Annotated in this window: 19 protein-coding genes; 18 read left to right on the top strand and 1 reads right to left on the bottom strand. The window is 54.8% G+C overall.

Translation table 11 applies throughout. The features are described 5' to 3' along the window. The first annotated feature begins 2 nt into the window (after nt 1-2). From C1713_RS08245 to C1713_RS08170, 16 genes are all read left to right on the top strand, one after another. Complete coding sequence (locus tag C1713_RS08245) at nt 3-284, top strand: hypothetical protein (protein ID WP_009438578.1); 282 nt, start codon at nt 3-5, stop codon at nt 282-284. A gap of 117 nt (nt 285-401) precedes the next feature. Beyond that, nucleotides 402-1,232 carry a virulence protein gene (locus tag C1713_RS08240; RefSeq protein WP_102493613.1) on the top strand — a complete coding sequence of 277 codons (831 nt, stop codon included), beginning with the start codon at nt 402-404 and terminating at the stop codon, nt 1,230-1,232. Then, nucleotides 1,216-1,452, top strand: a complete 237-nt coding sequence (locus tag C1713_RS08235) for a DUF4314 domain-containing protein (RefSeq protein ID WP_102493612.1) — start codon at nt 1,216-1,218, stop codon at nt 1,450-1,452. Before C1713_RS08240 ends, C1713_RS08235 begins: the two co-directional genes overlap by 17 nt. Then, a complete protein-coding gene (locus C1713_RS08230) occupies nt 1,449-1,625 on the top strand; it encodes a DUF5049 domain-containing protein (RefSeq protein ID WP_102493611.1) in 177 nt (58 codons plus the stop codon). Before C1713_RS08235 ends, C1713_RS08230 begins: the two co-directional genes overlap by 4 nt. Nucleotides 1,626-1,779: 154 nt before the next feature. Further along, nucleotides 1,780-2,058, top strand: coding sequence for an Nmad4 family putative nucleotide modification protein (locus C1713_RS08225; protein ID WP_102493610.1), 279 nt, complete (start codon nt 1,780-1,782; stop codon nt 2,056-2,058). A gap of 95 nt (nt 2,059-2,153) precedes the next feature. Beyond that, nucleotides 2,154-3,755 (top strand): terminase large subunit, encoded by a 1,602-nt coding sequence (locus C1713_RS08220; RefSeq protein WP_102493609.1) that lies wholly within the window; start codon nt 2,154-2,156, stop codon nt 3,753-3,755. Nucleotides 3,756-3,870: 115 nt separating this feature from the next. Beyond that, nucleotides 3,871-4,197, top strand: coding sequence for a hypothetical protein (locus C1713_RS08215; RefSeq protein WP_102493608.1), 327 nt, complete (start codon nt 3,871-3,873; stop codon nt 4,195-4,197). Between the two features lie 68 nt (nt 4,198-4,265). Beyond that, the gene (locus C1713_RS08210) at nt 4,266-5,519 is read left to right on the top strand and encodes a phage portal protein (protein ID WP_102493607.1); all 1,254 of its coding nucleotides are present in this window, start codon (nt 4,266-4,268) and stop codon (nt 5,517-5,519) included. Next, on the top strand, nt 5,509-6,204 hold the full coding sequence (locus C1713_RS08205) for a head maturation protease, ClpP-related (protein WP_102493606.1): 696 nt from the start codon (nt 5,509-5,511) through the stop codon (nt 6,202-6,204). The genes C1713_RS08210 and C1713_RS08205 overlap by 11 nt, the downstream gene beginning before the upstream one ends. 15 nt (nt 6,205-6,219) lie before the next feature. Next, nucleotides 6,220-7,395, top strand: a complete 1,176-nt coding sequence (locus C1713_RS08200) for a phage major capsid protein (RefSeq protein WP_102493605.1) — start codon at nt 6,220-6,222, stop codon at nt 7,393-7,395. A gap of 75 nt (nt 7,396-7,470) precedes the next feature. Beyond that, complete coding sequence (locus tag C1713_RS08195) at nt 7,471-7,746, top strand: head-tail connector protein (protein ID WP_006306686.1); 276 nt, start codon at nt 7,471-7,473, stop codon at nt 7,744-7,746. Beyond that, nucleotides 7,747-8,085: a phage head closure protein gene (locus C1713_RS08190; RefSeq protein ID WP_009438503.1), complete on the top strand. Its 339-nt coding sequence runs from the start codon at nt 7,747-7,749 to the stop codon at nt 8,083-8,085. Then, entirely contained in the window at nt 8,078-8,476 is a 399-nt protein-coding gene (locus C1713_RS08185) for an HK97 gp10 family phage protein (protein WP_037350244.1), read from the top strand. Before C1713_RS08190 ends, C1713_RS08185 begins: the two co-directional genes overlap by 8 nt. After that, entirely contained in the window at nt 8,473-8,835 is a 363-nt protein-coding gene (gp17, locus tag C1713_RS08180; protein ID WP_009438352.1) for a tail completion protein gp17, read from the top strand. The genes C1713_RS08185 and gp17 overlap by 4 nt, the downstream gene beginning before the upstream one ends. 1 nt (nt 8,836) lies before the next feature. After that, a complete protein-coding gene (locus C1713_RS08175; RefSeq protein WP_102493604.1) occupies nt 8,837-9,436 on the top strand; it encodes a major tail protein in 600 nt (199 codons plus the stop codon). 11 nt (nt 9,437-9,447) lie between these two features. Next, on the top strand, nt 9,448-9,762 hold the full coding sequence (locus tag C1713_RS08170; RefSeq protein WP_009438328.1) for a hypothetical protein: 315 nt from the start codon (nt 9,448-9,450) through the stop codon (nt 9,760-9,762). Nucleotides 9,763-9,782: 20 nt separating this feature from the next. On the opposite strand, the gene C1713_RS12580 is transcribed toward C1713_RS08170, so the two are convergent. Continuing rightward, the gene (locus C1713_RS12580; protein ID WP_256359070.1) at nt 9,783-9,905 is read right to left on the bottom strand and encodes a hypothetical protein; all 123 of its coding nucleotides are present in this window, start codon (nt 9,903-9,905) and stop codon (nt 9,783-9,785) included. Nucleotides 9,906-9,948: 43 nt separating this feature from the next. Here C1713_RS12580 and C1713_RS08165 point away from each other — a divergent pair, with 43 nt between their 5' ends. Further along, nucleotides 9,949-12,501 (top strand): hypothetical protein, encoded by a 2,553-nt coding sequence (locus C1713_RS08165; protein WP_102493603.1) that lies wholly within the window; start codon nt 9,949-9,951, stop codon nt 12,499-12,501. Further along, entirely contained in the window at nt 12,473-12,814 is a 342-nt protein-coding gene (locus tag C1713_RS08160) for a phosphoribosylformylglycinamidine cyclo-ligase (protein WP_420852647.1), read from the top strand. Before C1713_RS08165 ends, C1713_RS08160 begins: the two co-directional genes overlap by 29 nt. The last annotated feature ends 1 nt before the right edge of the window (nt 12,815 follow it).

The raw sequence follows: 12,815 nt of genomic DNA, 5'->3' as shown, positions 1-12,815 counted from the left end.
AGATGAAACTGGAACACATTCAAAACGAACTGAAGAATCATGTGGGAGATTTCGTGCGGACGGAGGCGAAGGAAGCGACCGTCCTATGGCTGCATGAGAAGGGGCTTCCTGCGGCGCGTGAAGTGTCGGCGGCGTATACGGCGGCACTGAAAGAGAGTGCCGAGAAGGAGTCAGGATGGTGCAGATTCCGTGACCGCATCTTCCTGCCGCTTGTCATTGACGGGGCGATCTGGATGACGGGCAAGATGCTCGAGCGGATGACTGCTCCTCATTCTGTGAAATGATAATACTCTGTGGTTTATCTCACTGAGGCTATGGTGTATACAACACAATCCGCTTGCTAATTCTTCCCATACGAGTGATGAATGTAATGACCAAAGTTCATAAAGGAGGTTTTCAAAATGAAGGTCAATTACGACATCCAGAAGGAAGAGCGCAAGGCGATGGTCGGGATTGTGGGAAAAGTGCTCGAGATGAAGCCCACCTACTGCGGCGCACCGAGCTTTTCCTACAAGGTCGGCGCATTTGAGATCACAAAGGCGGGCATCCTTTGCTTCGACGATGCCGCAGACGAAGCGACTGTTACGCGTGTGCGCACGGCACTACGCGAGGCGGGTTTCACGTCCAAGGACGGCGAGAACGAGGCTTTCTGCGGGGACACAGGGGCGAATGAGCCGAGCCGACCGGAAGCGGCGGTGGAAGAGCCTAGCGAAGTTGATCCGGCAGAGGATAAGCTGACACCAACAGAAACGCCGGCAGAAGTTACTGCGATGGAGGAAGCTGTCGCAGCAACCGATGAGGACTGCCTTTCGATCAGCCTCCCGCGCACCCTTTTCACGGAGACGGCGCTGCAGAATCTGGACGCGCTCCTCCTGAGCAAGGGGCGCCTGATTCGGCACGCCTTCGACATCAGGGAAGCGACCTACACGCTGATCGATGACCGCATCACCTTTGCATGGCTGCACGGCACGGTCACCGACGAGACGGCAAAGGCATACGCCGAGTTCATCAGCAAACTCTGCCAGATGGCACGGATGCAAAAGCGCGTCACGGCAAAGGAGAAGATTGTGGACAACGAGAAATACGCATTCCGCTGCTTTCTCCTGCGCCTTGGCATGATCGGAAACGCCTACAAAGAGTCGCGCAAGATTCTCCTGCAGAACCTCACGGGCAGCAGCGCGTTTAAGAGCAGACATCGGAAGGAGGATGAGGATCATGCGGTTTCCGAGTAAGGAACAGATCACCGTGCTTCGAGAGCGGTATCCGCGCGGGACGAGAGTGGAACTCCTTGGAATGGACGATCCGCAAGCCCCTCCGATGGGAACACGGGGCGAGGTCATGGGCGTTGATGATGCGGGACAGCTTCTCGTCCGATGGGCGACAGGATCGTCACTCAGCCTGATCCCCAACGTGGATTCCTTCCGCATCGTGCAGAAAGGCGGCAGATTATGAACGAGAAGATTGTTTCCCAGATCATGCACATCCGCGACTCCGGGCGGGTGAATATGCTCGACGTTCCCGCCGTGCAGCGCATGGCATTCGAGATGGGATTCTACGAACTCGTCTGCTTCATCGAGAGAGATCGCGCCGCATATATTCGCTTCATTCTCACGGGTGAAAAATAGTCAACGATTTCAGGGATTCCGCACAGCCTTTCGGGGCTGTGTTTCTCTCGAAAAATAAGTGTAGTTTATCCGAAATATGACTTGCTATATTCTGCGTTTAGAGTGATATATACACATGACGAAGGGAACAACCTACACAAAGGAGGAAACGAAAATGAGAAACGCAGAAGCAAGATGGCCGAAGACCACCACGATGGAGCACCTCGATGAGATGCGGTTCGGGACGAGCGGCGCGATCCTTCGCTACGGCGAGCAGATCCTTGTGGTCGGAATGGAGTGCTGGGGATTCCACGCAGCCATCTACGAGATGGTCGAAACGCCGGAGGAGACGGGCTTCGCGGACATCGAATGCCGCCTGAACCTCGTCGAATCCGCCACGGAGCTTTTCGAGGACGGCGGGCACGCGATGGCTTGGTGCATGAAGCGCATCTAAGCCACGCCGAACAACAAAACAGCCCTTCGGGGCTGCTTCTCGTTTCAGATATTGTGAGTCGCTGACGGCGGCTCTTTTTTGATGGGGGTGATTGCTTGCGGAAACTGACGGACTACAAGCCGACAAAGTTCATGGCAGAGGACGCACACTATGACAAAGCCGCTGCGGACTACGCTGTGGGATTCATCGAGTGCCTATGCCATACGAAGGGGACGTGGGCAGGAAAGCCCTTTGAACTCATCGACTGGCAGGAGCGCATTATCCGAGATATTTTCGGAATTTTGAAGCCGAATGGGTATCGCCAGTTCAACACGGCGTATATCGAGATAGGGAAGAAGAACGGGAAGAGCGAGCTTGCGGCTGCTGTTGCACTTCTTCTTTGCTGCGGCGATGGGGAGGAGCGAGCCGAGGTGTATGGCTGTGCTGCTGATCGTCAGCAAGCAAGTATCGTATTCGAGGTCGCAGCAGACATGGTGCGTATGTGTCCTGCACTCAGCAAGCGGGTGAAGATCCTCGCCTCCCAGAAGCGGATGGTATATCTGCCGACGAACAGTTTCTATCAGGTGCTTTCGGCAGAAGCCTATTCAAAGCATGGTTTCAATATCCACGGCGTTGTGTTTGACGAGCTGCACACGCAGCCGAACCGCAAGCTCTTTGACGTTATGACGAAAGGCTCCGGCGATGCGCGAATGCAGCCGCTTTACTTCCTCATCACCACGGCGGGGACGGATACACAGTCCATCTGCTACGAGACGCACCAGAAAGCGAAAGACATTCTGGAAGGTCGAAAGATTGACCCGACCTTCTATCCCGTGATCTATGGAGCGAAGGAAGATGAGGATTGGACAGATCCCGAGGTCTGGAAACGGTCGAATCCGTCCCTCGGCATCACGGTCGGCATCGACAAGGTACAGGCGGCGTGTGACTCTGCACGGCAGAATCCCGCCGAGGAGAACAGCTTCCGTCAGCTGCGTTTGAATCAGTGGGTGAAGCAGTCTGTACGGTGGATGCCGATGGATAAGTGGGATGCGTGCGCCACACCTGTGGATGCCGAGTCCTTGGAGGGGCGCGTCTGCTACGGCGGTCTTGACCTTTCCTCCACGATGGATATTACGGCATTTGTTCTTGTATTCCCTCCGACGGAGGAAAATGAGCCGTTTGCCGTGCTTCCGTATTTCTGGATTCCCGAGGAGAACATTGACCTGCGTGTGCGGCGTGATCATGTGCCGTATGACGTGTGGGAGAGGCAAGGTTTCCTGCAAACGACAGAGGGAAATGTGGTTCACTACGGATTCATCGAGATGTTCATCGAGAAACTGGGTGAGAAGTACAATATCCGCGAGATTGCCTTCGACCGATGGGGCGCGGTGCAGATGGTGCAGAACCTTGAGGGCATGGGATTCACCGTTGTTCCATTCGGGCAGGGCTTCAAGGATATGAGCCCGCCGACCAAGGAACTGATGAAGCTGACCTTGGAAAAGACAATAGCGCACGGCGGGCATCCCGTCATGCGCTGGATGGCAGACAACATCTTCATTCGCACCGACCCTGCGGGGAACATCAAGGCAGATAAGGAGAAATCTATGGAGAAGATCGACGGTGTGATCGCACTTATCATGGCACTGGATCGTGCGATCCGTTGCGGGAATGATACGTCGGAATCGGTGTATGAGAGCCGTGGTGTGTGGGTGTTTTAGGGCGATCGTATACACTCTTTATCTTCACATATGGCCTTGCTATTTTGCCGATAGTACGGGAATATACACATACCGAAAGGGAAAACCGAAGAACCAAGAAACGGAGGAAAAGAAAATGACGAAGAAGGAAATTGCCGAGATCATCGAGAGCAAGGCTGCCGAGTACGGACTCAAGCTGCAGGAAAACACGATGGGCTGGGCAAACGAGAGCAACCACGACACCTGCATCCGCATCGAGATTCGCAAAGAAACGGATTACGAGAAGACGGATTGGGAAGCCCGCAAGGTTTTCCGAGACATCAAAGCCAACGCCGGCATTTGCCAGATGGGCGGAAATCCAACGCCGGAGGAACTTTTGAAAGCCGCCGACGAGATTGCGCGGGGGGCAAGATTCACAGCCGCAATCAACAGCATGGAGCTTTCCTGCATCGAAAACTTCTAAACCGAAATGAGGGAGCGCCGCTCGGAAGGGCGGCGCTTCTGCTATCATCTTTTGAAATGGAGGTTTCCATGAACCTATTCAGCAAACTCTTCCGTTCGCGGGACAAGCCCAAGAATCATCTTGGCGGCTTGTCCTTTTTGTTTGGGCAGACGGCGGCGGGCAAGGCGGTCAACGAACGGACGGCAATGCAGACAACGGCGGTCTATGCCTGTGTGCGTATTCTCGCCGAATCCATCGCGGGACTGCCGCTTCACGTCTACATCTACAAAGGACAGGGCAAGGAGCGCGTGCCGGAGCATCCGTTGTACTTCCTGCTCCATGATGCGCCGAATCCCGAGATGACCTCCTTTATATTTCGCGAAACAATGATGAGTCACCTTCTTCTGTGGGGGAATGCTTACGCACAAATTTTGCGGGATGGCAGGGGGCGTGTTCTCGGACTTTATCCTCTGCTCCCAGACAAGATGGAGGTCAGCCGTGACAGTCGGACAGGTGAACTCTACTACACCTACACCAGAAGCACGGAGGAGAATCCGAATTTTGCGGACAAGGGGCAGATTCGGCTACGGCGTGAGGATGTGCTGCATATTCCGGGACTTGGATTTGACGGCTTGGTCGGCTATTCTCCCATTGCTATGGCAAAGAATGCCATCGGGATTGCACTTGCGACCGAGGAATACGGTGCGGCATTCTTCAAGAACGGAGCGCGTCCGGGTGGCGTACTCGAACATCCGGGTGTCCTCAAAGACCCGTCGAAGCTCCGTGAGAGTTGGCACGCCGTTTACGGCGGCACGATGAACACGGGCAGGATCGCCGTCCTCGAGGAGGGCGTGAAGTATCAGCAGATTGCCATACCGCCCGAGGAGGCGCAGTTCCTTGAAACGAGGAAGTTCCAGATTGACGAGATTGCACGGCTCTACCGTGTACCGCCGCATATGGTCGGAGACTTGGAGAAATCCTCGTTTTCGAACATCGAGCAGCAGTCCTTGGAGTTCGTCAAATACACCTTGAATCCGTGGGTAATGCGATGGGAGCAGTCGCTTCAAAAAGCATTGCTGACGGAGAAGGAGCGGAAGGATTACTTCATTCGTTTCAATGTGGATGGGTTGCTGCGCGGGGATTACAAGAGCCGTATGGAAGGCTATGCCATCGGGCGGCAGAACGGATGGCTCTCGGCGAACGACATCCGCAGTCTTGAGGACATGAACCCCATCGAAGCGGACGAGGGTGGCGATCTCTATCTCATCAACGGGAATATGACGAAACTGAGGGACGCAGGGCTGTTTGCCGCTAGGCAGAAGGGAGTAAGTGATGAAACGTAAATTTTGGAACTGGGTACGGAACGAAGGAGAGAAGCGAATCTTGCTTCTTGATGGTGAAATCTCGGACGAAACGTGGTGGGGCGATGAAGTCACACCTCAGATGTTCCGCTCCGAGCTTCACGCTGCCGAGGGAGATGTTGACCTTTGGATCAACTCACCGGGCGGGGATTGTTATGCGGCAGCACAGATCTACAATATGCTCATGGAGTATAAGGGGAATGTCGCCGTCAAGATTGACGGGATTGCCGCCTCTGCTGCTTCCGTCGTTGCGATGGCAGGATCAACGGTTGAGATGTCGCCCGTAGCCACCATTATGATTCACAATCCGATGACCGTTTCCATCGGAGACACACATGAGATGGAGCGGACAATCACGTTCCTCTCTGAAATCAAGGAGAGTATCATCAACGCCTACGAACTCAAGACGGGACTTTCCCGTGCGAAGATTTCACGGCTGATGGATGCCGAGACGTGGATGAACGCAAAGAAAGCAGTGGAGCTTGGATTTGCAGATTCTGTTCTCTATGCGGACGTTCAGCGTCCTATGACGGATACGGCAGACGGACTGATCTTCTCCCGTGCCGCCGTCACGAACTCTCTGCTCTCGAAATTCGGGCAGGGAACGCAAAATACTAATGTCGATGCAGAGCCGTTTAAGAAGCGGCTCTTTTCTATTTCGCATTAACGGAGGAAAAAGAACATGGATAAGATCATGGCAATGCGCGAGAAGCGTGCGGAAATGTGGGAACAGGCAAAGCAGTTTCTGGATTCTCACGAAAAGGACGGTCGTCTTACGGCAGAGGATGCCAAAGCGTACGAGCAGATGGAGAATGAGGTGCTTGCGCTCGGGAAGGACATCGAGCGCATGGAGCGTCAGGCGATTCTCGACGCGCAGCTTGCAAAGCCCGTGACGGCGGCAATCACCAACATTCCGGGGGCTGCGCTCAATGCAGAAAGAACGGGACGTGCAAGCGAGGCATACCGTGCGGCAATGCTCAAGGCACTCCGTACGAACTTCCGGCAGGTGGAGAACGTCCTGCAGGAGGGTGTGGATGCAAACGGCGGTTATCTCGTTCCCACGGAATACGATCAGCGTCTCATTGACGTACTGAATGAAGAGAACGTCCTGCGTCCGCTTGCGACGGTTATCACCACGAGCGGGGAGCATAAGATCAACATTGCCGCCACAAAGCCCGCCGCATCGTGGGTTGAGGAGGGCGCACCTCTGACTTTCGGTGAGGCGACCTTCGACCAGATCGTCCTCGACGCGCACAAGCTCCACGTTGCGGTCAAGGTGACGGAGGAGCTGCTCTATGACAACGCCTTCAAGCTTGAAAACTATCTCATCGAACAGTTCGGCAAAGCACTCGGCAACGCCGAGGAGGACGCGTTCCTGAATGGCGACGGGACGCACAAGCCGAAGGGACTCCTTGCCTCCGCAAAGACATCCGTCACCACAGCGGCGGCAGACCTCAAAGCGGATGAACTTGTGACACTCGTCTACAGCCTCAAGCGTCCCTACCGCAAGAATGCGGCGTTCATCGTCAACGACCAGACGCTTGCAAGCATCCGCAAACTCAAGGATGCCAACGGAGCGTATTTCTGGCAGCCATCCTACCAGATGGGCGAACCGGACCGTCTGCTCGGCTATCCCGTGTACTCTTCGGCATATATGCCTGCTGTCGAGGCGGGCAAGACTGTCATCGCATTCGGAGACTACTCCTACTACAACATCGGCGACCGTGGGACACGTTCCCTGCAGGAACTCAAGGAGCTGTTTGCAGGCAACGGCATGGTCGGCTACGTCATGAAGGAGCGCGTGGACGGCAAACTCGTTCTTGAGGAAGCCGTGCAGACGCTCAAGATGAAGGGGTGATGTATGGAATCCCTGATAAATTCAGCAACAATTTGACGGAATTTCGTTTTTGCGGCAAAGAGGGGAGGTGGTTCTATGCTTGTGCCGCTTGCAGCAGTCAAGCAGTATCTTAGGATTGACGGCGATGAGGAAGATGATCTCCTCACACACTTTACGGAGACAGCAGAACAGATTTGTACTGCATTACTGCGCGTGAAGAAACTGTCCAAGGTCGAAGATCAGGCGATTGTGCGCGTTGCAATCCTCTATGCCGTATCCTATCTCTATGAACACAGAGAGGAAGCGGATCACAGAGGGCTTGCGCTGACACTGCGCTCTCTGCTCTTCGGTGTGCGGAAGGAGGTCTTTTAGGTGAGAGTGTCGATGAGTGAACTGCGTCATCGAATCTCCATCCTGCGCCCTGTGACAGATACGGATGATGAGGGGAATATCTGCTCCTCTTCTGTGCAGGAGATTTCAAAGGCCTGGGCACTCGTTCTGCCCTTTGCGGAAAAAATCTCCGATGGCTATGCGGAGAAGGTGCAGGAGGTGGATTACCGCATTGTGATCCGCTACCGCACGGATGTCCGAGTGACGGATCGTATCCATTGGGATGATAAAACGCTCATACCTATCGCGCCGCCGTATCCGCTTGGTGGAAAGAAACGGTGGCTTGTCATAGAATGCAGGGAGTTGGTGGAAGATGGCTAGATACCGAGGATTCGTCTCTGCCGAGAAGATATTGTCCGAGCTTGGCGCAGAGGCGACGGCTGCAGCAAAGGCAGCACTCGCACATGGCGCGGATGATGTGGTCGCGGAGGCAAAGAACCGCTGTCCCGTCTATACGGGAACAGATAAGCGCGTGGTCAAAGGTGCGCTGCGCGACTCCATCCATAAGCGACTGCGACGCAAGGATGGCTCTGTTTGGAGGATCGCAGCAGATGCGGAATCCAGTGACGGCGTATTCTACGGTACACTCGTTGAGTTCAGCCCACGCATCAACCGTCCGTTTCTCTATCCCGCGCTTGATGCCAAGAAGGACGGGATCCGTTCTGCTATCGTCGATGCCGTAAGGTCTGCCATTCGGAGGAGGGGGAAATGAGTACGGCACGGATGGTGTATCAGGCACTTGTGCGCTCGAAGGAGCTGACACAGCTTCTCGCACACGGGAAGAAGGGCATCTACCACGGACGCAGCCCCGATGCTGGGACATATCCGATCATCGTCTATTCGGTGATCTCCGATGTCCCAGCACTCTCGGCAGACGGCACGGAACTGGAGCGGCGCGTGACAGTGCGTATCCACATTCTGACAAAGGATGGACGCTTTCCGGAGATTCATAAAGCCGTGCAGAATGTGCTTCTGCCGCTCGGATTTGTCCGTGCGCAGACACAGGAGCTTGTTGAGAAAGATATTTTTGTGGAAATTACGGATTACAGAACAGCAATGGAGGGAGAATAATATGCCAAGTCCAACACCAACAGGAAAGCCCGCAGGGAATCTTACGAGCGGGCAATTCATCAACATCCAGAAACTTCATATCGCAAAAATGCTCACCGACGAGTCGGGCGGCACGGCGACCTACGAGAAGCCCATCCCACTTGGGAAGCTCTTACGCAAGGTGGACATCAAGCCGCAGACGAATCAGGCGGAGCTTTTTGCCGACGGGCAGTCCGTGGATACGGCATCCAATACCGCATCTTACGACCTTACCTTCGACACTGCCGCATTGCCGCTCGAATATACGGCTTACCTTCTGGGGCACAGTATCGAGAACGGCGTGATGAAGGCGGGCAAGGACGATGTCGCTCCGTACTTCGCCGTCCTCTTCCAGTCGGATAAGAGGAACGGGAAGAAACGCTTCACTAAATTCTACAAAGTCCAATTCACGGAACCCTCCGAGAGCGGCAACTCGAAGCAGGAGAGCATTCAGTTCGACACACCGACGCTGACGGCAAAGGCGATCTACCGTCTCTCGGACGGGCTGTCCTACGCCAAGGCAGACGAAGAGGCGGCAGGCTTTGCCGCTGAGACTGGGACGAAGTGGTACGAGCAGGTCTGAGGGAGGACACGATGGAAACGCCGAAACTGCATATTGCGGGCAGGGAGATAACGCCGAACCCTCCGAAGATGAAGGTCTGGCGTGAGTTCCTTGCCTTTTTTGATGCCGACAAACAGGACATGAATCTTGAGGCCTTTTTGGACGAGCACGTCCGACTGATTGTCCTTGGATTCGGACGGGAGGAAGTGACGAAGGAAGTCATCGACGAAAACGTGGACGTTGCGGACATCGTACCGTTGACGCGCTCCCTTTTTCGATGGATTCAGTCGTTGACGTTCTCCAAACTGGTGAACCTCCCAAACGAGGAGACGGGGAAAGAGGCGTAGTTCTTTCTCCGTACCAGAATCTACTGCGCTACTACGAGCGACTGCAGTCCGCCTACGGATGGACGATGCAGGAAATCGACAGGCACGAGATTGCGTTCCTGCTCGATCAGCTTGTGGTAACGGCACTGTGCGAACAGCAGCAATGTGAACGCTTTATTGACGACGTGATGTAGGGAGGGAGATGGAGTGGCAAAGCGCGGACAGAAGATCGACGAACTCTATCTCGACATCGGTCTCAACATCGCACAGCTGCAGTTGGATTTCGACACGGCGGGGAAAACTGTCTCGGATTCCATTGCGCGGCTCAACAGCAAGGCAAACAACATCCATCTGAAATTGGATGCTGATCTTGCCAAACTCGACGGTGTGGGGACGGAACTCGACAAGATCAGGGTACGCCATCAGGCGATCAATCGCGAACTGGATATTCAGCGGCAGAAAGAACAGATTCTTGCCGCTGTCCTCCAATCCGCAAAGAAGAATGACGGCGCGGATAGTGCGTCCTATCGGCGTGCTGAAAGTAACCTGTTACGTCAGCAACGGACAGTTGCGCAGACCGAAGCCGAGGTGCGAAAGCTGAATAACCGCCTAAAAGAAAGTGCCGTTCTCTCAGGCACGCTCGGCGGGCGTATCACTGCAGGGATGACGGCGGCACAGGCAGGTGTCAAGAATCTCACGAGCGGATTCAATGTGCTGTCTGCAAAGATGGCCGCAGTTATGGCAGTTGCAGCGACGGGTGCGGGGCTGTTCAATATCACGAAAGATGCGATGCTTGCGGGCGAGAATGTCTATAAGCTGACGCAGAGGCTTCACGTCTCTGCGGGTGAGGCGGCGACGCTCAATCGGGTGTTTCAGCTTGCGGATACGGATATCAAGAGCGTCATACCTCTGATCGCACGTCTCGACAAGCAGGTATCTGCAGCGGGCAATTCTGGCAATGACACGTCTCGCGCACTCTCACGCTTCGGCATCGTACTCAAGGATCAGCAGGGCAATCTCCTGCCGCTCAATGAGCAGCTGGCGCAGCTTGCCAAGGGATACAAGACGGCAAGCGAAGCAGGAATGGAGGAAGCATATACCGCCGAAGTCCTCGGTGTGCGTGGTGCGGCGCTTATCCCGATTCTCGAACAGTATGACGATTTAATGACGATTTCCTCTCGCGTCAAGACCACGGGACTGCTCGACCCCGAACAGGCGCATGAGACATACCTCAAATGGCGCGAAATGGAGATGGAAGCAGGGCAGCTGAAACTTGCTCTCGGTGCGGCACTCCTTCCTGCCGCCGAGGAGCTGATGCCGGAGATCAACGATGGGTTTGAATCTCTGGTTGAAACGATTCGGGACAACAAGGACGAAATCAAGGATGCCGTCCTCGGATGGGGCGAAGCACTCAAGACCGTCGCGGAGCTTGCAGGTTTTGTCGGGGAGCAAATTCATAAGGTCAATGAACACGCCGAGGCGAACAGCTGGCTTGTGAAAAATCACCCCGTGGCATCTCCGCTGATTGCTGTTCCGTTCCTCGGCGGCAGCGTTCTCGATGCTCTCTACGGGGACGAATACAAGCAATACCAAGAACAGCAGAAGATTGCCAAAGAGAAAGCAGCGGCAGAGGAGAGCGCCCGTGTCGAGGCGGAGCAGAATGCCAAGGCGCAGGAGCAGAATGCCAAAGCTGCGGCGATCCGTGCAGCTGCGGAAAAGGATGCCGCAAAGACGGTCAGCGAATCTGCAAAAGCGACCACACAGCTGACGGACAGTTTATATACACTGACGCATACGGACATCCAGAACAGCCTTCACAGTCTGGATCGCGAATCCTTCGATTTCTTCCAGAAAGGCGCAGATCCGCATCTGATCGACGAATACCGTCTGGCGAAGGAAGCGAAGATATATTCCGACTTTCAGCGCGACGTTGTGGATAAGGCGAATGCACTCTACAAAACTGACCTGCAGAACAAGTTGGACTCCATCGCCCGTGAAGCTGATGCATTTCGTCAGAAGGGCTTGGACGAGGTACAGACGCAGAACTGGCTCAGTGAGAGCAAGGCGCGGGTAATGGAGCAGTGGGAGCGGGATGTCGCTTCTAACATCAGTGCCATCTGGAAGACCGAACTCGAAAATCGCCTTGCGGAGATTGAGCGTGAGAAGGAAGCGTGGGTGCAGAAGGGATTGGACGAGGTCGAGGCGACGCGGTGGGCAGAGAAGCAGAAACTCGATGTCAAGCGCAACGCCGCCTTGGAAGTTCTCCGCTCCCAGAAAGAGGAACTGAAGGTATTCAAGGAGTCCGGGCAGGTCGGATTGATGCAGTACCTTCGCAAAAAGAACAAGTTTACGGCAGAGGACTTGGGGCTGACACCGGAGCTTCTCCAACAGTTTCAGTCCGGGCGTAAATGGGCGATGGAGAATCTCCTGCCGAATTTTGCCCCCGAGAAGCGTGAGGACAATTCACGCATTCGTGTCAATGGACAGGAATTCTCGTATGTGCAGATGATGGCAGGATTGGGGAAACAGGCGCAGAGCATTCAAACTGCGGGGCAGGGCGCAAATGCTTCGTCGGGAGCTGCTCAGTCCGCTCCCTCCATGACGGACAATCGCCAGATTCACATACAGGTGCAAATCGAGAACGCCGTTACGGAGGACAACGAGGGAATGCGTATGCTTGCCGATCATGTCGCCGACCGCATTCGCCCCGCCGTTGAAAATGCCCTTGGAGGTGATTCCAATTCATATTCACATTGGTGAGGTACGGACATTATCCGTTGAAAACTGGCAGACCGTTCCCGACGATCGTCAGCAAATCATCGAAATTGTCGGCGGCGCGGTCGTGCAGGATTTCGGACACATCACGGAGGGCGACCGTATTTCCTGTACGGTCACAATCACTGCCGCCGACTGGGAAAAGATCAAGAGCTACTGGGACAGCCGGGCAAGGGTGTCCGTGACCGATGAGGGCGGGAACATCCTGCCCTCTATGCGTGTCGTGGTGAAATCCTACGAGTATATGGCTCATTTTCCGAAGGTATATAAACTGTCTCTGGAATTTTGGAGGGTGTGAT

This window comes from Centipeda felix (assembly GCF_900186465.1).
Taxonomy (GTDB): Bacteria; Bacillota; Negativicutes; order Selenomonadales; family Selenomonadaceae; genus Centipeda; species Centipeda felix.
Note: the sequence above shows the minus strand (reverse complement) of the source record. Positions and strands in the feature narration are given on the sequence as shown.